This window comes from Paenibacillus allorhizosphaerae (assembly GCF_042659105.1).
Classification (GTDB): Bacteria; Bacillota; Bacilli; order Paenibacillales; family NBRC-103111; genus Paenibacillus_G; species Paenibacillus_G allorhizosphaerae.
The window spans coordinates 1-25386 of record NZ_JBHSRV010000029.1 but is presented as its reverse complement, the minus strand read 5'-3'; the positions used below and the strand labels follow the sequence as shown (position 1 = coordinate 25386).

The following is a 25386-nucleotide window of genomic DNA, read 5'->3' as shown; positions in this document are numbered from 1 at the left end:
ACCCACCCTTTTGGGAAGTCTGATCTTAACTTGAGAAGTTGCTTGTCAGCCCGACAGCGCTATATAGATACGGCAATAGGTCGGGAACCACGGACTGTGACGACCAAATCGCAACTTGGTTTCCCGTGCATGCTGAACCAACCGAGAGGCTAGCCAGATCAGATTTTCAATCACCGTTCGGACTCGCCGCCTTGTAACCTTTGTTTTCACTGGAGCGTCCGGCGCTTGCAGAGAGATCTGACCGATGGCTCGTAGCAGATTATAAGCCAACAGCCCGGCGCACAATACCAGATCGTTGGTAGCAAACTTTCCTGAAGGCAGACGCTCCAAGTTCAAATCGGTCTTGAGCTCACTATGAAACTGTTCGCTTGTCGCATGGTCACGGTACAGGCCAATGATTTGTGAAGGAGCATAAGCAAGTGTTGTCCAGTATACTTCGGCCTCCACGATCAGCGTAAGCAGGATCTGCCCGTCGGCTTCAATGGTTCGCTCCGGGACGCGGAAAACGACCCGAATGGGGCGTGCCAATTTTTTGTCATCCCAAGTCATTGCGCCCAGATAGACGCGCTTGCCGTCCCGCTCTTCACAGCACATGCCATCCTGCTTGGCAATCGCCAACCATTCTTCCGGCTACTCACGGTGCAGATTGCGTTTAATGATGAAGTCAACCTGCTCATTCAGGCATATGTTCAGATTCTCAATCGCATCATTCCCGGCATCCATCCGAACCAAAAGAGGCTTATCTGTCAGCTGACGACTATATTCAATGCTATGCTGAAGAAATGCCGCTGCCTCTTTCTGAACATGCGTGCTGCCTTCACGCAGATTCACGTTGACGCCGTAACCCTCCTGTCCAAGATAGGCAAAAAAAGGAGAGTAGCCATCGGTCCCTTTGTAGGTTCGGGAGACGCCTTCCTTCTGTGTGGAGCCATTGTCGAACGGCGAAACGTCGAGATCTAACGGTAACCAAGACGAAGTCTGTTTTCCGTTTCGTGTAACGTCACCGGCGTTAAGGGTACTTCGAGCGAGCGAAGCAGGTCGGAGGACTCTTCCAATAAGATCGTTTGCCAGTCATAACTAGCGGCTGCAGCCAGGTCGAGTCGCTGACGGAGGGTCGGTGATGAAGGAACGTGCTTAATGCCAAGAGCTTTGGCGAAAAATTTATCTTCGCGAAAAGGCTCGATGTGATCGAAATCACTTTTCCCCTGACATAACAGACCCAGATAAGCGTACAAAACATCGGGGTGAGATACTGTTGGATTATGAACAGCAGGCAACTTGTATTTTATGAGACGTTTGGATATTCGCGTATGTGAAAGAAGCAAGCCGATGAGCGCTAAACCAGAATGTGCGGTCAGCGTTTCCATCGACTGGTCCAGATTGAATCGTACCGGTTTCATCATTACACCCACCGGGCGTTCATATTCTATTGTTTTCATATATTCACTTTCACGGATTCAGGTTCTTGTTTGTTTATAAATGCCTGCTTTAAACATGTTAGATGATTTAATTTCACATCGATTTTATATTTAAAAACCATATTAATTAACTTTGCTAGGCTTGCTTCAGTCCTACACGACTAAAAAGGGATAGAGTTTGTGTCGTCGTAGACGACGAAACGTCGTGGCGGCAAATTATCGGACGATACAAATAATGATTGATTAGCCGAATCCATGACATCAAAACCAGCGTGACAACCTAGGAGGATTAAAAAAAGCACCAAATAAATTAAGGTGCTTTTTTTCGATGATTTTTTATCATAATTTCGTCAGATTGAACAATTGAGATGGCGCCCCTCCATTCCGCGGATCCACAGTGTTTCTGTTAGCCGAAAAAACGTAGGTTCCGCAGGGGGGATTTCCACCTGGAAGCCGACAATTTTCAATTATTTAGGGACTTTCACTTCAACCTCAGCCTGATAAATTCCTTCAACGAGCGGGCTGAATTCAATTTCTGCCGACTCAGCATACTGCCCTTCGTTTCTTTTACGGACGAGAAGTTGTTTGGATTCACCATCAGTTGAAGTATGTTTGGCAGTCACCTTATATGTGCCGACCGGCACATCGTTCATGCCGAAACCGCCCGGGAAATTATGGCCATGCCCAGTGATGACTTTGCCGGTGCTTCCACCCGCCAACGGACCGACCGGGGTAAGAATTAACTCTACCTGGTCTTCCCTATACCCCTCTATGAAGCTATTCAAGTCCATATAAAGATACAGCTCTCCCTTGACGGTTTCCGATTCGATGGTGAAATTACGGATGGCGCCTGTATTTCCCGCGAAGGGCTTGTCGATCTCGGGCGTTAGGTCCACGACATATCCTTCTAAGGTATGGGAGCCGCCCATATTCCAGGTCGTGGCCAAAAGCGGCAATTCGATCCGATAATACCCGTTCACATCGGTAACGGTAAGCAGGTTACTGTTGTAGAGAAGCTGGTTATCCGCGAAGATGTCGGCTCCTTCTACGGGCTTGCCGTTGGCATCGACGACTCGCCCCTTAACGACATAAGGCTCTACCAGAGTATTCGAGACGGCTGTACGGATCTGAACGGAGGCTTCGCTTCCCGTGGTGGAGAAAGTGACCTGATAACCGCTGTTCTCCGAGACAAAGCGAAGCGGAACCATGGTACTGCTATCGATGATCTGTGCGGGTACGTCCAAAGGAATGGAACTGCCGTTTACCTTTGCTTCGTTATGATCGATGGTTAACCGAATTTCCAAGCCGTCTCTCGTTCCCACAGCTTGCTTCAGCTGCCCGGTATCGATCCACTCAACGGAAAATCCAAGGGTCTCGAACAGCTTTCGGAAAGGGACGAGTGTCCTACCCTCTTTAATAAGCGGCTGTGCATCCGTAAAATGGATCGGTTCTCCTTCGAAGTACACACGGACGACCGTCCCCTCGGAAAAAACAGACGGTATTGGAAGTGACAATAGGAGAACAAGGATGAAGAATAACTTGATAGACCGGTGAAACGGGAAATGGGCCATAATGAAAATCTCCTTTCCTTTTCAAAAAACAGATGATTACATCCGCTACACCAATTTTTTCAGCGCAGCAGCCACATCCATTATATTCCGTATCAATCAAGAGTTCATGGAGCTTTTGAAGTAATTTTTGAGAGTGTGACGAGGAATGACTGTCGATTGTCATAATAAAATGTGATCAGAATGAGCAGTCGACAGCACCCGCGTATAACCTATGCAACATCAAGCGTGAAACAAAATGTATCATTAGGGAATTGATGGCAGTAAAGATATGTGACATACAATTTCGATCGGCGTCCTGACGCCGTAACCAACATCAAATGAAGCAAGACGCCGGACGTCTGCGGCCTTTGTGAGCTATGTAAACGCACGACCAGGGAATACAGCCCTGCTCGTGCGCCCGCTCCGATTGTCGCTGAACCCAGCCATATTAGCTTCCCCTATCACCAGCATATATGGATATGTCAGGTCTTATCGTACGGCAAAAATGATGCAAAAACGTTACAACTTTTTTAGCTCTCGCAAAATTTCCTCCGGGCTTTGACGCTCCATGAAATTCGGATTGACATAGGAGGAGCGAATAATGGCGCTCTCATCAATCATGAATGTAGCCGGAACCGGTAAAACCCATTTCGAGGTATTGTTGTACTCCGCAAGATCGAGTCCGATACCTTCCATGAGTTCCCTTACTCCCGGCGGAACATCGAAGAGCAGATTGTACTTGGCCGTTACCAAGCCGTTCGGATCGCTAAGGACCTGAAATTCCAATCCTTCCTTTTCCTGAAGGGATAACGAATGATCCGGCTTTTGCGGGCTAATCAGGAGTGCACGCCCCAGCCGTTTCGTTAATCCCGAAAGCGGAAGAACGTCTGCTCCACCGTCCCCATATTTTGTGAAGAACCCTGTTACAGCTTCTGCAGAATGATCGGTTCCGATCACGAGAAGACCCATTTCCCTGGTGGGCATTCGACAGTCTATTTGAAAATAGTAAAATTGTTTATTTTCTCATCCGGTAAATTTGTTTATTTTCAATGATCTTAAGTGGCTGCGTCCATTCCTCCGAATCAGGCATCGACTCTAGCGCATCCTCAACAGCCTGAAGCTTTGCATCCAGCGTATCGATATAATAAAAAATCCCCAATTGACGGGGATCTAATAGCACTCATGTTTGTGTCGCCGGACATCCGGACATTGCCGTTGCATGGGGTTCGCCATGTATGCCGATAGCTCGGCCGCCATAGGCCCGAGTAATCCATGGCATGGCGCCGGCTGCCGTCAGTTCGACCACGTCTTGCAAATCTCGCGCAGAAGCGTTTAATCCATGTGGCCGATTGTAATGATCGGTCTGGTCATATTGTATCTGGGATTCTTGGCTACTCACTGTTTCCATAATAAATGTTATGTTAACAAAATCAAGCTATACACTTCCTTTTTATTCAAACTGCCGCCATGTGGCATACGACATCCGTTATTTCGTTGGCTGCATAGATGAGTGGGTAGAAGATGTAGCAAAGGCTATACGGCTTATTTTGCTCCATTGACCGCCCCACCCTTGCTCCGGCGTACGGAGTGTTTCGATTTTTTCTTCCTCCGTGCATGTCTTATTCTCCGCTATGACTCCCATGGTAGGCCATCTTTGATAGATCGTCGGTGCTTTCCCGCCGCTTGTACAGCAATCGCTCCAGCCGCTTAACGACGGCTTCCTCTGTCCCTAGTCCCGACCAATACAGCTTTGCCTCGCGATAAAATCGGTACAATTCCGATGAAGACATGTTCAGGGCGGCGAACGATCGGAACGTTGGGATGATGTCCCGATACATCGGGAACCGCGACGGCCGGTACATCGTCTCCTTGCCACCCCATTCTGCAGCCGGTTTCAAGCTCGGTATACTAAGCGTCTTCTGGCGAATCATTAGCTGAACCCGGTACGACACGAGAAAGTCGACGAAGCGCAGAGCGCTCTCTTTTACCTTTGATTGAGCACTCACGGCCAGCCCGATCATCAGCAGCAGCGTCTTCGGGTCGTTCAAGTAAGGCAACGGCGCGATATCGTATTCGAATTTCGTCCGGCGTTCATAGTGATTCAATGCCAGGTACGTCGTCATGATCATCGATACTTTTTCGCTGAAGAACAGCTCTTCCGCGTCCCCATCCTTCTCCGATAGAAACAACGGGAAGCGGTTTTGCAAATAGATCAATTCCCGGCAAGCACGCAGGCTTTCCTTCAATTGCTCGGTGCTGCCGGCGGAACGTCCCGAAGGGTTGCGATCGAAACGGATACCGCTTTGCAGCAAAAATACCGGCCACCGGTTGCTTGACGGAAAATGGAAATAAAAACCGAGCCGCTCGTTCTCCACCGCGAGCATCGACGCCTGCTCGAACAGCACGTTCCAGCGCCAGCTGCTGTCCGGCTCCATCACGCCCTTCTCCCGAAAATGATCCTTGTTGTAACACAAAATAAGAGGCGAAAATACGAACGGCTGCAGTTTCAATTGGCCTTCATGCGTCACCGATTCGTTTAGAAAGGGATAAACGGCGGGATTCGGATCGAGCGTTTCCAGTTCGTCAAAGGCATCGTTCAGCCGAAAATCGTCATAGCTGTTGTAATTCATCGTAAACACGTCGATCTCTTTTTCAGCGACCATCGATTTCACCATTGGATAGGTGAGCAGCCCGGATGGAAACGGAACCAGTTCGACGCGGAACCCAGGGTGCTGCTTATGAAATTCCCCGATCAGCGTCTTCATCATCGCTTCCTGAAACAGCGACGTATGACAGCCGAACCTGATCACTGTCGTATCCTCGCGGGAAAGCCGGGCAACCTTGTTGCCCACACGTGGTATTTTCTCGATCAGCCGTTCGGCTACGAGCACTTCGAGCCCTTGACGCACCGTCTTGTTGCTGATCCGGTATTGCTTCGCATAAGCTTTCTCTGAGGGCAAAAAATCGCCTTCACTGTAAGTCCCGCTCATGATTTCGCACCGAATTGTATCGACCAAATGATCGAGTCGCGTCTGAAACGTCCTGCGACTCGGTTTTTCCGACTCTTCCACTGTGACCGCCACCATTTGCCATATATTATGTATTTTAGCATACTCGAACTTGCAGGCGGCTTCAAGAAGAGTCCGAGCCTCCCTGCTTTGGATTAACTAATACAACGGGCTGCCGCCATATCGCACTTCAGCGGCAACCGGTTATTGTCCTTTCTATTTCTGTTCAACCCGTGCAAGCCGCAATAGCGGTGCTCCTACTTCGACTCCCAGTTGGCAATCAGTGTTCTCACCTGCTGATCCAGCGGCCATTTCGCTTTCGGCGAGACGGACGAGTTGAAATCCGGGTTGTGAAGATGCTTCAGAAAATCGCGCAGATGCTGCACCGCCTGCTCTTTATGCTGCTTGCCGTATTGATCTACAGCCTGGCGCAAAGCGTTCGTCAACTGCGCTTGAACCGGTTGCGGCATTTGTCCAGCTTCCGCGGATCTTCGCAGCAGATCGGCAATGGACTGCTCATCCGCCGGCAGCGTATATTTCCACAAGGTAGCGTCGTTTGACATGTATAAATTGCCGTACGCATCCTGTGACAAGTAATTGCCTGCGCCGTTTTTGATAACAACGAAATCCATCGTATCCGGCTTGATCATGAACAATGTTTTTTGCCGGTTCGTCCCGTACACGTTGCCGTCCGCACTTAACTTAAGGAATGCATCGACCCAGACGGTACCCGTGCCGTAACGGCCTAGCTTCGCCACTTTGTATACGACCTGACGCGTATTCGGATCAAATTTGAAAATCGTATCTTCGGCTACGCCCCAGATCATGCCGTCCGGTCCGGCCAGCAAGCCGCTTACAACTTTTCGTCCGGGAACGGGAGCAATCTCGAACACTTTGGCGTTCGTCGCCGTATCGAATACGAAGAGCTTACCTTCCTTCTCCGATGGACCGCTAGTTCCGAGACCGCCGTAGATTGTCGTCCCTCCATATACAAAACCATCCTTGTACACAAGGGAAACGACGCCTTGGTTGTGAACGATATCCTTGAATACTAGCACTTTCCGCGTCGGTACGTCATAAACCGTCAACGCCCCGCTCAGCGAGCCGTAATCGGGAACTGAGCCGACATAAAGCTTATTGAGCGAATCGACGCCTACCATCGCAAACGGACGATCCTGGCCGTCCTTCACCAGTTCGGCTACCCGGCGAGGATTCGTAGAAGTCCACGCTGCGGTCGGATCGTATTCATATACCCTCGCATTGCCGTAAGTACCGATGTACAACTTATTGTTGACACTCGCAACCGACTCAACTTGGCCGAACTGCTGAACCTCTGTGAATGTCCCGTCAGACGGGCGATACGAAGTAAATCCCGTAGCCCCCAAGTAACCGCCAATGTAAATATTGCCGTCGAATCCGGTATGCATGCTTTGGATCAAGATCGGCGAACCGTAATTGTCCACCTGTTTCGTAGACAGCTCACCGGTCTGCTTGTTGTTCATTATGATTTGGCCTTTCTCGCTGACGCCAATAAACGTGTAGCCCGGCCATGACGGTTCGTTCAGCTGAACGAATTTGCCGTCAAAGAAGTTGACCGCTCTTGCATTAGGATCGGAAAACTCTACTGCGAACGTCCGGGTGGAAATGTTGTAGGAGCGCAAAATGTATCCGCCGAAATAAATGTTCTGATTGTCCCCCGGCATTGTAGCTAGCGTCCGCGATCCCATGCCGAGACCGTTCGGATCGTAGTATTCGACCGTCTCCGTAGCCGCATCTACGATGAGCAGATGATCCGGCTTGTCGAGCCTGACGAACAGCTTGCCTAGCGCATAACCCATATTCATGGCAAAGTCGTAATTCGAATAAACGCTCGGCAGCAGCCGCTGCAAAATTTCCTGCCGACTGCCGGTCGCAAGATCAATCTTAACGATTCCGGCCGTCGATCCGCCGACGCCAGCATACAGTACGTTGCGGTCCGAATCGTATGCAATGGAGCGCACATACTTCTCGGTCGAATGCACCCGCCCAAGATCGTTAACGCGATTCGTCGCGGGGTCATACTCAAATACATGCGCATTCGGATAAGTGCCCGCGTAGATTTTACCGTTCGCGCCGGCGACCAGCGCCCATACATGCGTCTCTTCGCCCAATCGGCCGAGATCGACGAGACTGTCGCCGCCCGGCGTATATTGGAACAGATGACCGTCATAGTGAGTGCCGGCATATATTTTGCCGTCGCTCGCCGCTTTGACCCCCCAAGCTCCGGTAACGCCGGGCATCGGAATCGTTTTGATCACTTTTGCGCTCAGCAGGTCGAACACAGCGAACACGGTGCTATCGTTCGCGCCTTTCACTACGGCATACGCCACATCCTTGCCCTGCTCCTTCCCGATCGCCGCATCTTGGTTGATGAAGTTTAAAATCGGCTCTCCCAAATTTTCGAAAGTCCCGATCGGGTTCACTTCCACTTTCACATCGTCCACATATCCCGCCCCCTGTCCAGTCGAAGAAGAATACAGCAGCACCGAGCCGCTTACCGCATCCGCCGGAGCCGTACCGGAGACGCTTCCCTTGATCCAGACGTCTCCCCCCGGATCGACCCAGCTCGACGTGTTGCCGACGCGGGTGCCGGCGGCGTTAAAAAACTGTAAATAGATCGCCAGTCTCTCGCGCTCTACCTGGTACATGGCCGAAGCGGAATAGCTCACCCCGCCAGTCACGGGAAACTTATCGCTTTCCAGTCCGAGCGTGGACGTAGCGGATCGGTCATCCAGTCGCAGACTGAAGTTGCCGCTATACTTGACTTCGCTTACAACTCCGTATGTAACAGCCGTGACGCCATTGCCGTACGTTTGCTTCCAACCGGGAATCACGCCCCCGGCAACCTCCTGCTCGAAGCCAGCATTCGCAAGCGGAACGGCGGTGGTTGAACCGGCCATGCCAACATTCACCGGGACGAAAACCGAAAAGAAACACAATAGCGTTCCAAGGCAGCAAACTAAACCTTTTTTCATTATTTTTCGGACATGCATTAGCTCATCACCGCTTCCAATAAGGTTAACGTATCGCTAAGCCATTCGTCGCTGTCGTTTCATTATTACCAAAAGGTATAGCCGTTCCATCCTGTCTTGTCCCGCTTCGCGAGGAATCCATCATTGATTGTTGCACTCCCCAACAAAAAAATGATTGCGCTTTTCACAATCATCCTGTTTCTGCCGAAAGACCCTGATCACCCCCGATCGGATTGCGTTTGTCGATCGTTTGACGGCTGTATTTTTCTTGTTGTGTTGATTCCTTTGTGGTTCCCATTTTATCTCTACTTAATTGTAAAAATCACAATAATTTTTGTCAATTGGTTTATTTCCAGAATTGTAAAAAAGTAAAAAAGAACACATAGAACTCTTATGTTTCAAGCATTTTATGTATTTTAAATTTGTAAATGGAATCAATAAACTGAATAATATTTTAAAACATTGTGATTCCCAAATAGAATACAATCGGAACCACAATTTTGATTATGATAAGAAATTAATACCATATAACAAAAAATACCGCGATTTACGCGGTATTTAATGAGATCAAGTTCTCGTCACCTCATAACATGCTTCTCAGGGGACGCAGAGACAAACGTGTCTCGCTTCTCTTTGTATCGTTACAGCCGAGGTGAGTACACACGGGTGAACGCCGCGGTCAACAATTAACAAGACAAGAGGTCCAAACGACCTCTTTACGTCTGCGTTAGCGTTCCTTTATTACAATCCATTACCCAGCTAAGCTCCTGATTACCGGCGTTATCGATACTGTAAAACTCCAATGGGTGCGTTGTCGCGGCATAGATCGTAAACGGCGAAGTATAAGTGATCCATGGACCGCTGCGGTTCAGACGATACGTCGTGAGGGATACCCCGGAACCGCTGTCGGCGGCCGTCATCGCTGCCGTTAGACTGGCGATGTATTTTCCGTCTGGCAACAAGACGGGCGTGACTTAACGGTAGTTACCGTGCCGTTACATCCGCTCGGGTGGTGAATGTAACGAAGAGCCCATTGTGACTCCTATTGCCTGCAGCGTCCATAGCTTCGACTTTGAACGTATAAGCCGTACCCGGCTTCAAATCCGTAACATTGTAAACCGTGCTTGTGACGGTCGTATGCAAGCTCTCGCCCTGATAAAGCCTGTACCCGGCAATGCCAACGTTATCGATTGCGCTGTCGCGCGCCCGTTTCCGTAATGTCCGAGGCGGTCTAGGTGCTTTCGAGGGACCAAGCGGGAGCCGTCGTATCAAGGAGCTCAATAATAATGGTTACGTTTTTATCAATCGATAAAAACAAATTGTTACCTTTCACTGGCTTTGCCAATGATTTTTTTCAATGCGTTGACCGGCAATGTATTATCCGTTTTTGCCGCGTAGTTCCTGATAAAATAACTCGATGCCGTCATACCCAACACCCCCCGTATCCAGGTAACCTTCCGCTTTTTTTTCACGATAAAACAGGAGCCCCTTCTCTGGATCCCGTGCTCGGGAGAACGGCCGCATGTAACCTATTAACTGCACGGCAGGCGTTGTATCCTTATCATAGATACGGATACTTTCCTCGGTAATTTCGATCCACTTAAGTTCATCCCGATGTTCGTTGTTTTCAATTTACTTCCATGTTGTTAATATAGATGGAAGAAATTTCGTTGAGGTGTCTTGATGTTTAAATCCGGATTCGTGCTTTCTACTGACGAACATATTGCAGCCGCCATATTCAACAAAACCTATGTGACTGTTTGGCTAAACGGCTCCCATTATCGAATACGACTGCCCTATTGAGGATTTGACCGAATTCGCGGTCAAGATTAATGGCCGTTATTTTCTAAAAGAATGGTTCGAATTTCGTGTTCGGTGAAACATAATATTTGAAATTCCGCAGTTTATCCCGAAGAGTAAAATATTGTTGAATATATTTACACTCCTTCCCCTGCTTTGCCTGAAAGACCAGAAACCAAATTAGAAGATATTCCTGTTGGTGTAAAGTTCTCTGATCAAGAAATTGCCGCTATGGTTGGTGCTGATACTTCTCTAAGTTTGGTCGCTTGTAGTCAAATTATGGGTAAGGCAACACGTGAAGACATCGGAGCTCTATTCTCTAAATACCATGTAACTAAAGCTGCAATTGGTTTGAGAATCTTGAAGGTGAGCAAGGAGAAAGGCTGGTTGGTTCCTCCACCCCTTCAGATTAAAAGACCAGAACTTCTAGAAGTGTAACTCAAAATGGTGCGGTAAGGAAAGGGCGACCTCTTCTTTTTAGTTACATAATATTCATGAATATACAATCATATCCAACGGTATAATATCGTCGGGGGTGAGTACTTCATGAGATGTATCTATTGCGATAATGTAAGGCAAATAAAAGGATTAAAACATAAGTGCTACGTTTGCACGATAATTAAACCCGTTAAAAGCCTGTGAATTTTACGTTATGGTCCCTTTTGGGGCCATAATGTATTTCAATTCAATATTCAACCTGCGTGTGTCATTGTTGCTTTGCTCTCAAGCTCCGCAATGACTACACCGCAGAATCTTGGGAATTTTCTTCACGAATTCGCACGCTTCTGCGAATGTAATTGGCTGTGTCTCCAGCATCGAGAGCCCTCCCAATATGAAACAATCGCTCCAGGTATGAATACACATGATGAACTCGAAGAAAAAGCAACAAACAAAGAGGTACAAGAGGGTGAGTCAACTTCGGTCACACGCCTTTATCTTGACCGCACGCCGGAGGACTAAGTTATGTCCTCCCTCCCTTTTCCCAAGTTCCTCAATATTCACAAGTGTTCATATGTCGATGTATATGCCTAACAGTTTTTTACAATAATGATGAATAACCTGTTATCCGGAGTGAGACATATTGTTGGAAGCAGTTGTTTCGTTTGATCAAGTACAAGAGGCACGGAAGTTACTCCGAGACTTAGGCACTTCACACTGGATTACAGATGATTTGTTCACATGGCAATGGTGGCTACTTCTGGTTGCTTCAATCGTGCCATGGGTTATTTTGCTTAAGTTCTTTATAGATAGAGAACGTATATTAGAAATACTCACATATGGTTTCGTTATTCAAACAATCGCAGTAACCCTTGATGTTATTGGTGCCGACCTCTTACTTTGGGCTTACCCGGACAAATTACTGCCTTTTTCCCACCGTTGTTTCCAGCCGATATAACGGTTCTTCCAGTAAGTTTTATGGTTGTTTATCAATTCTTTAAGACCTGGAAATCGTATCTATGGGCGATTATTTTCTTGGCAGCATTGTTCAGCTACGTTTTTGAACCGTTATTTGTTCTGAGTAACATGTTCCAGTTGGATTACTGGACTCATACGTATTCTTTTATTGGCTTTTGCTTACTCAGCATACTCAGCAGATGGATTGTCCTTAAAATCTTGAGTATGAGTAAACAAAACTGATATTAAATGAACCGTCTGATGGTGCATATTACCATATACGCTATGTCCATGTGGAGAACTAGTCCAAGCGAAGGCGCGGGAGAAAAATCTTTCTATTATTCACTTTTGGATGAAAGTATGGCGTCCCGGTTATACACAGCTGCCGGTCCTCGAAAACTCGCAAAGGAAATAAATACCTCCGATCGGCACTCATTGAAGTCGCCCACTCCGTCTGCAGATCCGACAATTATCTCGCAGCTCAGTATCGACGCATCGCAGCCCGCAAAGGCAGACACCGAGCGGCCATGGCGGCCGCCCATTCCATCATGACCATTGTTTACCATCTCCTTACGCGCGGCGAGGATTACAAAGATTTAGGGAGCCACTACTTTGAAGAGCGACAAAAAGAAACCATAATGAAGCAAGCGGTTCGAAGGCTCGAGAATCTTGGTTTTCAAGTAGCTCTCACCAACTCAACCGCGTCGTAACCTCCTCCATTCACATAAAGACCAGAAAGCACAGTTTTTAAAAAAACACAAAAGCTGGGCTTAGTTTCGTATTGCCATTTTTTTATCTAATGCTATGAGAAATTTTCGGGTAGCTCAACGAGCCAATGATATCTTCATAAACATCTTTAGCGTCCACATCAATTTCACAGAGTTTTTCATTTTCTGTGGGAGTCGTAATAATTCTTAACAAATCGGGTATTAATTTCTTTTTCACTTCAGTTGGTAACTCAGGGATAAGGAAACAAACGCATGAAAACTTCCAGCAATCATCACCACTCTTCAAGACCATCTTGATTTGAGGGAGGATATCATCCGATTTAAGAGTTGCGAGTATCTTGCACAGCTCTGGAGCGATCGGCCAGTTAATATCCTGAATCCATTTGAAAAGTTTACCTATTATCGGACTAATATCGATTTCATTAGAAACCACGATTCTCAATTTATAAAAGGCTTCTTCATCGTATTTATCTTTAGGAACTAACTCACTAATGGTAAACATTTTTATCGTATTTCTCCTCACAGGTAACTTCCCTTATTTTAACACAGCTATCCCGCCTTTTAGTTGAGAAATTCCCCGTAAACAAAACAGGCGATGGATCAGTTCCATCGCCGCGCTATCGTTCCCCGTTAGCTAAATCCTGCTAGCTTAGCCTAATCAATATTATTGAGTTCCAGTCTTAATTGTTGTTCTTGCTTTCTCGCTTCCCGCTCTATCATAGCCAACAACCGTTATTTCATCGGTTAATTGAGAAGAGTGGAACTTTAATGATTCTAGAAAATCTTGTTCCGATGTGATGCTTTTCTCAACAGATTCTCGAGCTCTCATAACTATCAACTTATGTATTTGGGTTCCCTTTCTTACCCCAACTACAACACTCTCGTTCCCATTTATTATCATTTGAATCGGGTTACTAGAATAGCTTGCCGACTTGAATTTGAACCTGTCCTTCTTTTCTGTAGGCGTAAATGTCGCGATCCCAAACTCTCCTTCTGGGTCTACTTCAAATAAAGAATAGATTTGATTTTCTTGGGTTAATGTCTTCAAAAGACGAGTCCCCTTACCTATGCTTAAATCTGTTGCAATTTTAATATCTGATTCGTCAGCAGAAATATAGTTTACATTAAATGGACCGATCGTATCATCAAAAAAAATGGGATATATAATAAACGCAAAAATACTTAAGCAAATCAGGACCGCGATCAAATAGCAAATAAGATTATTTTCATTCAACACCTGCTCTGCGTATTGTTTAGGTTTAAATCCGATACCATATAAGTACATAGATGGTATTTCTTACACACTCCCTAATTCCAGGTAGTACATATATAAAATTTTATTTTGTGTGCATGTCAAAAAGAGCTGCCTCGGCAGCTCCTTGACATTTATATAGAATCCTTCGTTGAACTATCGTATCCTTTAGCTTAAAAAGCTGTCATGTCAGAGCAAGGCAAATCCCTATATGTATCACCAATGAGCTCGTAGTTTGTTCCCACTCGGGTCAAAAAAGTGAAAAAAGAAATGCCCATTTTCCTCTTTCATTTCATCTACTATTACACCTTTCTCACTCAAATAATGCCTTAATTGATAGATATCAGGACTATTGAAGCCAATGGAGAACTCTAGAAGTCCATCTTGCGTTGGCAGGATAGTGCCGAACTACATTTGCAAAACGCCAAACAACACGTTGTTCGCCCACCACCTCATCCATAGCTCCCAAAAAGAAAAAAACTTGGCCACTGAGGGATAAGTTTTTTGGGTTACTCCTATATTTTGGAACTTGGTAGTTCTTGCCGGAAAGGTCCAATAATGACGTCTCCAAAGGGTGGAAGTCCACGTCTCTCCAATGTATCAATCTCGGAATCGGATAATCTGCGAGGGATCACTATAAAGGAAGACATCCTATTGTCAAAGCTGCCTAAGTTCGAGATGTTCATTGATCCCCGAAATACCCGACGTGCTCCCCGAAAGTGCGTTCTTGACCATAATACCAGTGTGACAATCTCTTCGTCTTCCTTGCGGTTTAATCGAAAGCTTGACAGCTCGCCATTGAAACGGAACTGTCTGGCATCAAGTACCGCTATTCTTCCACGTATGATAATGCTTCGTCCAGAAAAGTTACGGTTTGAAAAAAGATCGAGCCGTATTCTGCTGTCGTTCCCGTTTGGCAAATGCCGTCCCTCCTTTATAGATGTTTTGCAGCTTATGTAAGGTTAAGCGCATTTGTCGCGGCGTTTGTCTAAAAGGTAATGGGGTAAATACAGAATTTAAAAAGTACCAACAATGGACCCGCTTTTAATTCCAGCACAGCCAAATCACCTGCATTCCGAAGCAACGTAAACCCCAAACATTCGGTATACCACTGAACTGAAACGTCCAAATCAATAACAGGAACTCGGAAGTAATGGATTACTTCAATCATCGACCGATTTCAAACAAGCAACTCATGGAAATAAATGGTGTGTCACCTATCTTTATTCTGCTTTATACGTCCGTTTCCTTCTTAGAGAATTATTCAGTTCGAATTGAACTACCCTGCCGTTAGTAAACGACTAACAGTGACGTTATTTTGTGAAAATTTGACCTCATGTTCGCTTTTGCAATTTACGGGGGTCTATTTTCATTTGTGGAATTAGGCGACTTGACTATATGATTTAGCCAGATCAATGAAATCTATAAACACATATAAATGTTAGAGGTTGCTAATAAAAAGGAGGAGTTATGAGATGCAAATAAAAACTGTCATAAGAAATAAAACAGTCAAACCGGTAAAACCAGTAAAAACAGTTGCAAGACCTAGAGGAATCATGGCTAGAACCGTTGCAAAAACGATAAGTGCGATGAGTGCCGCACAAAGAGCATTGAATGCACAAAAACCGTATGTTATTAGCCAAAGAACTAGGACAGTAAGTACGAATCGAGATTGGGTAAACGCATTGGAGATCGAGCGGAACCCGGCATGGGTAGCGCCGCGATCTGGTGAATCGTACGTTTGGGGAAGCAACGAACCGAATGGTCCTGCTGCTGTGGTCGCCAGAAGATTTAGAATTAGTGGCGATATTGTGCGTGCTAGATTATTCTTGGCAGTTGATAACTTTGCCATCGTTATAATAAATGGACGGTCGGTAGTTATCGACAATCCGCAAGCCAATGCTTCATTCTTTAATCCGGGAAGATCGTTTAACGTAAGGCGTTTCCTTCGGAGAGGTAATAATGATATTGTAATAGCTGCGTTTAACTTCCCTTCTAATGCAAATAGAAATGGGACCAATCCAGCTGGTGTCCTTGCACGTATCGAAATTGAACTAGATTAGTCCGGTTAGTGCTTTAAAGACACACTGAACAGTAACACACAAAAAGGACACTTTAAAAAAAGTGATCCTTTTTGTGTGGGTCTTCAATCGTTCGTATAGCCGGCGTTATCCTCTTCCAATAGTTCCAGCCCTCCCGTAATCCAGGCACGATCCCCAGCTGTAAGCCTTCTATCAGATAACTTACTTGATCGAACGTTACAAAAAGAGAGACTAGGTAGACATCGAGCGGCCGTGGCTGTCGCCCATTCCATCATGACCATTGTTTACCATCTCCTTACTCGCGGCGAGGATTACAAAGATTTAGGGAGCCACTACTTTGAAGAGCGACAAAAAGAAGCCATAATGAAGCAAGCCGTTCGAAGGCTCGAGAATCTTGGTTTTCAAGTAGCTCTCACCGCCTCGACAGCCTCGTAACAATCTTGATTTCACATAAATTCTATGAAGCACAGTTTTTAAAAAAACACTAAAGCTGGGCTTAGTTTCGTATTGCCAATTTTAGATCTATGCTATGTGAAATTTTCGGGGTAGCGCAATGAGTAGTTATGTACACTAAAAGGCACGACTTACCACTTGTCCTAGTTGGTAGTCAACTAAGGTTCCACCAATCAAGCAAGTTACCTTATATGTTAACAGCGGAGTAATATCAGGGCGAAAAAAGTTTCCAATGCCCTTCGGAAACAACTTCGACTGCTCCGTCGATCACTTTGATGGCGGTCTGATCATCAATCGCATACGCCGGCCCCTGCATCTCGGCCGCCCATCTCTCCGCAGCAGCCATTGTGTTATGCGGCAGCATCTCGTGATCCAGATGCGGAAACATTGCAAAATCAACCAGTCCCAGTGCTTCATCGCCACCGTTGGGTGGAGTCCAGCCAACGAAGAATTCCCCGATGTTAGGTGCCATCACCATACTCCCGGCGCTCATTCCCACATAGACTGCCTGCAGCGACGGCAAGAGATCTGCCAGCCCGGATTGCCGCATCCAGTAGCACAGGTAGAGGGCGTCGCCGCCCGCCACCAGCAGGACGTCCGTCTCCCGGACCAGCGGCATCCAGCGGTCTTCGCCGATGCTTGGCAGCGCTGTGAGCTCCAGCACACCGACGGACTTCCAGCCCAGGTTGACCATGGGATTCTCTTCTTTCCCGCTGATGAATTCCCAGGCTTTGACGCCGGGGCCGACCCAGGGGTGTCCGTACATCGCGGTGGGGATGCACAGGGCGTTGGAGTCGGCGATCGGCTTGCCCAGCATGCCAACCAGCACGTCGTTTATGCTTTTGTTATTGATGCCACCAGATGTGAGCAGAAATTTCATAACTTCACTCCTTTTCTTTGTTGTGTGTGTCTGAGGTTTATTCCATTAGATTTTTCAAACGAGGGTGCGGACGTCTAATGGGACAGCTTAAGCTGGTATAAAACCCAGACCCGATATTGTGTCGCGCATTTAATTACTTCGGCCATTATTCCTATCAAACATTCATTTGCGTTTGTGAACTTCGTAATTTCCCTAATGCCTAGGTGTTCGACAAAACGATTGAACTATCCTGCCCTTTAGCTTAATGTGCCACCTGATCGATCCCGCGGCGGCTTCATGATGTTTTTACTCCGTTAACGTAATAGGTCGATTCTCTACTTTTTGAGAGAGTATATTCCCTTTACATAAACATTCTGTCCTAAATGCGACTTTCCGTTATCACTTACATAAAGATCACTGTTATTAATCAAGTAAAAAGATAATTCGTAATCTCCTTCTTTATAAATCATTTCCTCATAGGAAGTAGTTGCTCTCCCAGATACAATTTCACTGATCTTGCCCCGTTCAGTTGATTCTTTAATTGAAGAGTAGCCGGAATCCAGGCTGAATAAAACTGTATCGCCAGTAGACTCTTTAATGACCAGAGTAGGGGCAGTTAGATCGTTGGAACCAGTAGTATATTCTCCAGTTTGCAGACGTATCCAAGCATTTGTTACACTGTCCTTCAGGTCAGTCTTTAGGCCAATCATTACATCCTGCACCGACAAAATTCGGTAAGGCACGCCCTTCCTAGCCTTTTTCTCAATGACCTTATCTTCGGCAAACCCGGATTCAGTCTGTTTGAAGATTAGTACTTTCGAAAACGGGATAGCTCCCATTTGGCCCGCACCGGTCATAAAATTAACGATCACGATGATGTCCTTCATACCGTCCCCGTTTACATCTCGAAAGGATACCGCAGAGATGGAATCAAGGAAAGCAGGCCATTCTAGTTCGTACTTTAATTCGGACACCGTATCACTAGTATTAACGTAAAAATGTGGCTGATCTTTGTAGTCCTCTTTCTTTTCAATCGTTGAAACAAACTCGCAATCCCCTAAAGATTCAAATTTCACACTAAACGACTGTTCCTTAAGCATATCCCCAATTATTGAATCAGATGATTTTTGGACTTTCGAGATATCGGAGGTTTTGTTTGAAGCTTGAGAATTTTCGAGTACTTTTGAGTATCGACCATCTACTTCAGCAAAAGCTCCAAACGGACTTTCTTTCCCTTTAGTCATAACTATAAGATGGTGGTCAACAATTAACATACGTAATTCAAAATCATATTTTCCATTTTTATATGTCGCTTCATTTCCAATTAGTACTGCTGTTTCATCGGCTAGTTCGCCATTGTGACCCTCATCGGAGGTAGGATTCGTCACATGGTACGCATTTAACGAGAAGAACAACTTACCTTCTTTTATATTCATTATCTTGATTGTAGATATATCATTTTTTGTAGATTGATCCCATTTCCAAGTTCCTACCCATTCTGATTCGTCGAAAAAAGATGATGGGGAATTGCTCGGTTGTGATGTATTTGTGTACAGGCGAGCATCACCACCCTCCTCTTGTCTTGTGGTAGAGCCTGCAATATTCTGATTAATATTGGTATCTTTCGGTAAAACAGTCGTACTAGGATTCGGTTGTTCTTTACATGCTGCCAACATCAGAGCGAATGTTGCAAGTAAAATGAATGAAAAAAATCTCATTAATTCACCTCCATAAATAAACATGCACTTTTAACAAATAATGGATGAACCCATTTATTTTAGTGATATTTCTACAACAACACCACATTTTCCTGCCCCAGCGTGGAAAAGGCAGCCGATCATCCTGGCTGCCTACGTAGAATTTGATTCAACTATCGTTCCTCGTTAGTTGAATCCAAGCGGTTCATATAAAGTAATCAGTTCCTGAATCCATACGAACAAGAAATTCATAAAGTGAGTCCGCAATTTTCTCATCGAAGTAATAAATAGGGCATTGTCCTTCATCATTTCTGCTGCCGTCCGTAAAGTCCATCGTCAAATATGTACCTTCAAATACCTCGAAAAAAACTAATAATTTATCGTTATCATAAATTACCCTGTCAGGGTCGTTCACATAAATACCTTCACCAAGGCGGAAGTCAGCAATACTCGAAGGATCCATTAATCGATTAATCCCTTGTTTTGTCTTGTTACACATAAATCCGTACCCTATTTGAGTTATTTGTTCCAGCTTTTGTTGAACTAATCTGCCCGTTACTTCAATGAACAGTGGCAGTTCGCCACGACTCGTACCTGTGATATTTATTTCGTAACCAGTCAGTTTAGTTAGAGGTATTTTTTAAATCCTTTACTAACAGAACCGTCATATCCTTCTCGTTCGAAGAACCGATGAGCTCTTTCACGAGTTGAATTGCTTAGCAACATAATCCGATGACAATTTATAGATCTACAGTACTCCTCAACGTATTGTAGAAGTTGTTGTCCAATATTCTTACTTTGATGATTTTCATGAACAATAATGTTCTCAACAACTCCATATGGTCTTGTCCCATGCAACGCCTGGATACATATATTTAGTGTCACTGTTCCTAATATTTCCCCGTCTGAATCAAAAACGAACAGAAAATTATTAGGGTCTCTTTTTATCGTGTCAATTTGTTCTTCTAGAACATTCATTTTTTTACTATTTGGTACTAACATACGATAAAGCGCTTACAGTTGATCCCAGTCAGATCGTTCAGCTTCACGAATCATATTCAATATCAGCTCCTATATAACCCTGTAATTTATACAATATACTTCCACTTTTTGTTGAGCATTCCTGCCCGTTACTTCAATGAGGATAAAACTAGAGCTACTTTATCCGCCACTTTCAAAATCAGACTTTCCCTATAAGGGACAATCTTTCTGTCACTGCAATCGAAAGAGGTAAACTTTATGACTTCAATCTGCGACAGAATTCTTGCCCCTAAATATAGAAAAAACCTTGATAGACAAGGATTTTCCTGGGGGGTGAACTTTATGTCGTTATACAACCGCTCTCCGTTGCTAATCAGAGAGCGGTCGCCGGTTGTAAGATCTTTTTTTTGCTTCTTTGGCCAATTGTTATCGGTGCCCGTCATTTCTTCATGCAGTCACGCAGCTCGATTATTTCACGAAATTGACCACCCGGTTTACCATGACCAGGTTCAGTAATACGAATCCCGATAATACGATGCAATCTAGGAGTACTCCCCGCATCCATCCATTGAACAGAACGATCCGTGTCGCATCAGCCAATATGCTTGCCGCTTTGCATCTTGACTTCGTTCACGAAAGCAGCCAGATTGCCGGCGCCCACACAATGAAAATCAAACGTTAGGGTGGTGCTCGGGTTGTAGGCTGATGACGGAGTTGTTCGCAAGGCGCAGCCACGTCTCAAAGCTTCGCTCCCCCTCACGTAAACGAATCATGCGTGCGCCTCGCGGGAAGCCTTCTTTGCCGTAAGTATTGTAGCCGGTCGCCCGGCCATAGCAAAGACGTATCCCGTGGAGTTCGCCCCAGAAATCGTTCGTATGATCATGACCGGCAAATGTGCCCAGTACATCACCCATCTCGACCATCGAGGCAAATAGGCCCGAATTCACTTTTGCGCAGCACACATCCTCGAACTTGTTGCCGAAGCACACTGTGGTCTCCCATACCTCTTTATATTCGGGAAGCGGGATATGGAGGAAGGCTAGCGCCGGCAGTATGCGACCGTTCATACGCGCGCGGAGTTTGCGTGATTCGTTCGCATACCATTGGATTTGGTCGCCGCGAATCCAGTCGTAACCCGGCACGTTCGGAACCGGTGAGTAAGCACCCGAATCGAAAAAGTACAAAGCCGCCGCAGGTAGATCATCGGAACCGGTGATATGCAGCGTGTAATTGCCCACTCCGCTCAACTGGTCAAGGCCGTGCTGGGATACGGTGTGCTCATGCGATGTGACAACGTCCATGAGCTCTTTTCTTGTAATCCTGTTCTCGGTATCGTGGTTGCCAAAGACAATCGCCCAAGGAATGCCGCGGAATTCTGCCGCATGCACCGCTTCCTGCAATGCTTGAGCTGGTCGTTCGCAAAGTGGCGTCCCCTCAGATACGTTTCCGGTATAGATGACGTCGCCTGTAAATACGACAAGATCGGGCTTTTCCGCATCAAGCACTGCCTCCATGAGCCGACGAGATTGTTGATCTTCTGCCCCTCCCTCCTTCCAATGAATATCTGTAAATTGTGTAATCGTAAAAGTATGATCATCGCGGAAAGAAAGTTTATGTTTCATCGTTATTTGCCCCTTTAATAATGTGACTTTCCTTGAAATGATGATTTATTAACTTTTTTTATGTTGTTTTATGACTATTCTAATTCCATATTTCTCCTGCTGTCAATTATATTTCGAAACATGATTCGAGATTGACATAGAGAAAGAGAGACCCTAAACTGAATAGAAACAACATAAACAGTCATAAAACAAGTTAAATAGTCACCATACTGGATTGTTTTAAGGAGTGATCGCCATGAAAGTAGACTTTCATTTTCACCTGGAAGAAGGGCCTTATTCTTCGAGATGGGTTCAACGAACCGCCCGTGCTTTGGAAGAAGTGCACATGGCCAAGATAAGCGCCGGTAAGGATACTCACACTTTGGCATGGGCGGAGAATTTTGTAGAGTTACTGAAGCAGCGAATGGATCAAGGCTGCTTTCATGAAACGTGGCTTGAAACTTATTTCGAGTTGGGAAAACAACGAGGTATAGAACGCTTCGGTTTGGTCGATCACGGCTACCGCTTCACGGAGTTTCGTGATTATTATGAAAAGCACCTAATTCTGGACGATTCGCCTGTCGGCAAGATGCAGCAATATTGGCTGGATCGCGTATGTATCGGCCACATCGAGCCCTACATAGCTGCGGTAAAAAAAGCGCAGGAGGCCGGGTACCCGGTGTCGTTAGGATTGGAAGCGGATTATTTTCCGGGTGGAGAGCAGGAACTTGGCGGACTTCTTTCGAAATACGATCTGGATTATGTCATCGGCTCGGTACATTTCCTCGATGGCTGGGGGTTCGATAATCCGGACACGGAGGATGTGTTCAAGGAGAAAGATTTGCCCTTGTTGTACCAACACTTTTTCGATACGGTTAGCGGAGCGGCCGCAAGCGGGTTGTTCGATATGATAGCGCATCTGGATAATTTGAAGGTGTTTAATTACCGGCCGGACGAATCGGTGCTTCTGCCAATGTATGAAAGCATCGCTGTGGCGCTGAAAACAGCGAATGTTGCGACAGAGCTGAATACGGGACTAGCTTATCGCTACCCGGTCAAGGAAGCTTGTCCGAGCCCGTCTTTCCTTCAAATACTCAAGAAATACGAGGTGCCAATTACACTCAGCTCAGATTCGCATTTCCCCGACGATATCGGCATGTTTCTTGATGAAGCAATCGAGCTGTTGAAAGATGTGGGCTATAAGGAAATCGTATATTTCAAGGATAGACAGCGAATTACCGTACCGTTGTAAATAATTTTCTTCCAAGCCATAGTCTACGGGAACACGCTCCCTCCTACAATGTACGTTGACTTAGTTGCCTTCTCTTTATAAACTAATAAAACAAATTGAAACATCACCACTCCGCCATCATTGGTCATCTCAGGAGGCCTATCGTGTCATTAACATATGAAGATCGCAGGATGACGATTTTAAAACAGTTAGAAATCGAAGGAAAGGTGCAGGTGCACCATCTATCGCACCTGCTAGGCATTTCAACAGAAACAGTGCGCCGGGATTTGGATCGGCTGGAAAGGGAAGGCAAGCTGCGCAAAGTTTACGGCGGCGCTGTAAAAATGCGGATGGAGCTCGTCGAGCCGCCTTTTCTCAAAAGATCGCAGATGATGAAGAAGGAGAAAACAGCCATCGGAAAACTGGCAGCATCTCTTGTCCAAGACGGTGAAACGATCATGCTTGATAACGGCACGACGACCATGGAAATTTTGCCTCATTTGAAGGATCGTACGAATGTAACTCTGATCACGCATTCGGTTCCGATTCTAAACCTCGCCCTTGAGATGTTCAAAGGGAATATTATATTCGTCGGCGGGGAAATGAATGTCGATTATCAAGCGGCAACGGGATCGCTGACGGATGAACTGTACGACCAATTTAAAGTGAACAAAGCGTTTTTATCCGTCGGCGGCATTTCATTGACGGACGGCGTTACCGACTTCCATCTGGCAGAAGCGATAATATCGCGGAAGATGATGCGTCGGGCAGAGGAAGCGATCGTGGTGGCGGATCACTCCAAATTTGGCGTATCTACGTTTGTCAAAATCTCGAGGCTTGAAGAAATCTCAATGCTGATTACCGATCCGGGCTGCCCAAAAGAGTGGATCGATTCGTTTGAAGCGCTTGGCATCGAAGTGCGGATTAGCAATTGACGCGTTCTAGCGTAATAAATCAAGGAGCAGTTGCCGCTGTGGGGTGAACCCAAAAAGTTAGCCGGCCAATCCCTCGGTTTTATGCCGTCGTGTGAGCTATCGTTATCCGTTAACTTAATATGCTGCCTCTTTCGATGTTCGAAAATCCTATCGCGATTATGCGCATATGTTTGTGTCGCAAAACGATTATGCACCTATGTTTGTGTCGTGGCCTCGCGACACAAACATAGGTACTTTGAAATAAAAAATCCCCGATTGACGGGGATCTAAAAGCACTCATGTTTGTGTCGCCGGACACCCTTCCCTTGTCGTTGCTTTGCGGCGGTTGATCAACAATCAAATGAAATTTAGTTGGTGTGCCATAATGCGGGAAAATAGTTTGTTCGTATAACCCAACAGCATTAAGGTCACTCAATCCAACATGATTGAACTCTGGAGTAAAGTGTTCGACTATGCGTATATCCTTTCCTAAGACAACCGATCCAGTTCATTCTTCGATCATACCATCCTCCCCCGCCGCAGACTAGCAAAAAAAGAAGCCGCCGGGTAGACGAACTTCTCTTTTGTACTGCTATTCCATTCCTACTACGCGTTTACCAAAACGTCCGGGCGGTACCCGTGGGAGGATTCGCATGCGCAGCGGCGAACGCTTGAACGGCGGCATTGGCCACTTCCATGTCTTGCGCCATGGTGCCTCCGCTGACGCCGATACCGCCGACGATCATGCCTTCGCGGACGAGTGGGATGCCGCCTCCCAAGATGGTGACCCTCCCTTGGTTCGTCGTGTTGACCCCATAGTGTTGACCGCCGGGAAGCGCCGACTGGGCTAAGTTAGCCGTGGGCATTTGCATGGCTACACTCGTCCAGGCCTTCCCCTTGGAGATTTCGATCCCGGCGATCCGGGCATGGTCCATCCGGTGGAAGGCGACCAAGTTCGCCCCGGCGTCGACGATTGCGATATCGAAGGCGAGTCCCATTTGACGGGCTTTCTGTTCCGCAACCGCGAGCAATTGTTTGGCAATTTCCAATGTAAGCAACTCATTCACTCCTTGGGTTTCGATGCTTCCATATTGTATGGGTCATCACCCAAATTGGGAACGAATCCCTCGATATTGTTTTTCGAATCGCATGGTTACGGCATACTGACTTCGATCTCGGCTTGATAGATCCCCGGGACGATGTATTTACTTATGATACGGCTCGCCGCTCATGATCTTAAACTATCCTGCCAAATGGCTTAATGAGGCTCCGGACGTGCCGGCAGCCTCATCATTGTGGGGGTATATTCAACTATCGTTACCCGTTAGCCCCCCATGCCCTGTCGGGCGCCACAGAGGATGAAAATTTTGGTGCGACGTTTTATACTATTCTTACGGCTGGTGAGGAAGGTCGTTGCGCTATGGTGTCACGAACCCATCCGTTAGT

The 25386-nt window shown here is 46.2% G+C and carries 21 protein-coding genes and 3 pseudogenes; 6 read left to right on the top strand and 18 right to left on the bottom strand.

The features are described from left to right. Positions 1-45: 45 nt before the first annotated feature. The 9 genes and pseudogenes from ACFQI7_RS36030 to ACFQI7_RS35990 all read right to left on the bottom strand — a co-directional run bounded on the left by ACFQI7_RS36030 (position 46) and on the right by ACFQI7_RS35990 (position 10556). A pseudogene (locus ACFQI7_RS36030) lies at positions 46-1400 on the bottom strand (IS1380 family transposase). A gap of 485 nt (positions 1401-1885) precedes the next feature. Next, positions 1886-2884, bottom strand: a complete 999-nt coding sequence (locus tag ACFQI7_RS36025; protein ID WP_218103400.1) for a stalk domain-containing protein — start codon at positions 2882-2884, stop codon at positions 1886-1888. Between the two features lie 603 nt (positions 2885-3487). Further along, entirely contained in the window at positions 3488-3823 is a 336-nt protein-coding gene (locus ACFQI7_RS36020) for a redoxin domain-containing protein (RefSeq protein WP_329958316.1), read from the bottom strand. After that, positions 3806-3934 (bottom strand): annotated as a pseudogene (locus tag ACFQI7_RS36015) (ammonia-dependent NAD(+) synthetase); the annotation flags it as partial. The pseudogene ACFQI7_RS36015 and the gene ACFQI7_RS36020, both read right to left, overlap by 18 nt. A 653-nt stretch (positions 3935-4587) precedes the next feature. Continuing rightward, on the bottom strand, positions 4588-6039 hold the full coding sequence (locus ACFQI7_RS36010) for an extracellular solute-binding protein (RefSeq protein ID WP_218103401.1): 1452 nt from the start codon (positions 6037-6039) through the stop codon (positions 4588-4590). Between the two features lie 194 nt (positions 6040-6233). Then, positions 6234-8915, bottom strand: a complete 2682-nt coding sequence (locus ACFQI7_RS36005) for an FIMAH domain-containing protein (protein WP_218103402.1) — start codon at positions 8913-8915, stop codon at positions 6234-6236. A gap of 788 nt (positions 8916-9703) precedes the next feature. Next, positions 9704-9949 carry an OmpL47-type beta-barrel domain-containing protein gene (locus ACFQI7_RS36000; RefSeq protein WP_218103283.1) on the bottom strand — a complete coding sequence of 82 codons (246 nt, stop codon included), beginning with the start codon at positions 9947-9949 and terminating at the stop codon, positions 9704-9706. 22 nt (positions 9950-9971) lie between these two features. Continuing rightward, complete coding sequence (locus ACFQI7_RS35995) at positions 9972-10259, bottom strand: fibronectin type III domain-containing protein (RefSeq protein WP_377518476.1); 288 nt, start codon at positions 10257-10259, stop codon at positions 9972-9974. Between the two features lie 105 nt (positions 10260-10364). Beyond that, on the bottom strand, positions 10365-10556 hold the full coding sequence (locus tag ACFQI7_RS35990; RefSeq protein ID WP_377518485.1) for a hypothetical protein: 192 nt from the start codon (positions 10554-10556) through the stop codon (positions 10365-10367). Positions 10557-10931: 375 nt separating this feature from the next. On the opposite strand from ACFQI7_RS35990, the pseudogene ACFQI7_RS35985 reads away from it, so the two are divergent. The 3 genes and pseudogenes from ACFQI7_RS35985 to ACFQI7_RS35975 form a co-directional block, all read left to right on the top strand. Next, positions 10932-11225 (top strand): annotated as a pseudogene (locus ACFQI7_RS35985) (DUF3231 family protein); the annotation flags it as partial. A 643-nt stretch (positions 11226-11868) separates the two neighbouring features. Further along, on the top strand, positions 11869-12183 hold the full coding sequence (locus tag ACFQI7_RS35980; RefSeq protein ID WP_230415753.1) for a hypothetical protein: 315 nt from the start codon (positions 11869-11871) through the stop codon (positions 12181-12183). A gap of 20 nt (positions 12184-12203) precedes the next feature. Further along, positions 12204-12425: a hypothetical protein gene (locus ACFQI7_RS35975; RefSeq protein WP_329958310.1), complete on the top strand. Its 222-nt coding sequence runs from the start codon at positions 12204-12206 to the stop codon at positions 12423-12425. A 549-nt stretch (positions 12426-12974) separates the two neighbouring features. Here ACFQI7_RS35975 and ACFQI7_RS35970 read toward each other — a convergent pair. The 3 genes from ACFQI7_RS35970 to ACFQI7_RS35960 all read right to left on the bottom strand — a co-directional run bounded on the left by ACFQI7_RS35970 (position 12975) and on the right by ACFQI7_RS35960 (position 15333). Next, a complete protein-coding gene (locus ACFQI7_RS35970) occupies positions 12975-13412 on the bottom strand; it encodes a DUF5071 domain-containing protein (protein WP_218103604.1) in 438 nt (145 codons plus the stop codon). Between the two features lie 162 nt (positions 13413-13574). Next, complete coding sequence (locus ACFQI7_RS35965) at positions 13575-14195, bottom strand: hypothetical protein (protein ID WP_377518474.1); 621 nt, start codon at positions 14193-14195, stop codon at positions 13575-13577. Between the two features lie 955 nt (positions 14196-15150). Beyond that, positions 15151-15333: a VOC family protein gene (locus ACFQI7_RS35960; RefSeq protein WP_218103470.1), complete on the bottom strand. Its 183-nt coding sequence runs from the start codon at positions 15331-15333 to the stop codon at positions 15151-15153. Between the two features lie 304 nt (positions 15334-15637). Between ACFQI7_RS35960 and ACFQI7_RS35955 the strand changes: the two genes are divergently transcribed. Further along, complete coding sequence (locus ACFQI7_RS35955; protein WP_218103468.1) at positions 15638-16225, top strand: hypothetical protein; 588 nt, start codon at positions 15638-15640, stop codon at positions 16223-16225. 643 nt (positions 16226-16868) lie between these two features. Here the strand turns inward: ACFQI7_RS35955 and ACFQI7_RS35950 are convergent. From ACFQI7_RS35950 to ACFQI7_RS35930, 5 genes are all read right to left on the bottom strand, one after another. Further along, positions 16869-17537, bottom strand: coding sequence for a Type 1 glutamine amidotransferase-like domain-containing protein (locus ACFQI7_RS35950; protein ID WP_218103466.1), 669 nt, complete (start codon positions 17535-17537; stop codon positions 16869-16871). 314 nt (positions 17538-17851) lie between these two features. After that, positions 17852-19234: a hypothetical protein gene (locus tag ACFQI7_RS35945; RefSeq protein ID WP_218103465.1), complete on the bottom strand. Its 1383-nt coding sequence runs from the start codon at positions 19232-19234 to the stop codon at positions 17852-17854. A 184-nt stretch (positions 19235-19418) separates the two neighbouring features. Then, positions 19419-19712, bottom strand: a complete 294-nt coding sequence (locus tag ACFQI7_RS35940; RefSeq protein ID WP_218103463.1) for an SMI1/KNR4 family protein — start codon at positions 19710-19712, stop codon at positions 19419-19421. A gap of 128 nt (positions 19713-19840) precedes the next feature. Then, positions 19841-20191: a GNAT family N-acetyltransferase gene (locus ACFQI7_RS35935; protein ID WP_377518483.1), complete on the bottom strand. Its 351-nt coding sequence runs from the start codon at positions 20189-20191 to the stop codon at positions 19841-19843. Between the two features lie 674 nt (positions 20192-20865). Beyond that, positions 20866-21816 (bottom strand): metallophosphoesterase family protein, encoded by a 951-nt coding sequence (locus tag ACFQI7_RS35930; RefSeq protein ID WP_218103461.1) that lies wholly within the window; start codon positions 21814-21816, stop codon positions 20866-20868. 235 nt (positions 21817-22051) lie between these two features. On the opposite strand from ACFQI7_RS35930, the gene ACFQI7_RS35925 reads away from it, so the two are divergent. Continuing rightward, entirely contained in the window at positions 22052-23047 is a 996-nt protein-coding gene (locus tag ACFQI7_RS35925; RefSeq protein ID WP_218103460.1) for a PHP domain-containing protein, read from the top strand. A 143-nt stretch (positions 23048-23190) separates the two neighbouring features. After that, positions 23191-23961, top strand: coding sequence for a DeoR/GlpR family DNA-binding transcription regulator (locus ACFQI7_RS35920; protein WP_218103459.1), 771 nt, complete (start codon positions 23191-23193; stop codon positions 23959-23961). A 593-nt stretch (positions 23962-24554) separates the two neighbouring features. Here the strand turns inward: ACFQI7_RS35920 and ACFQI7_RS35915 are convergent. Further along, positions 24555-24998, bottom strand: coding sequence for a GlcG/HbpS family heme-binding protein (locus ACFQI7_RS35915; RefSeq protein WP_268966874.1), 444 nt, complete (start codon positions 24996-24998; stop codon positions 24555-24557). Between the last annotated feature and the right edge of the window lie 388 nt (positions 24999-25386).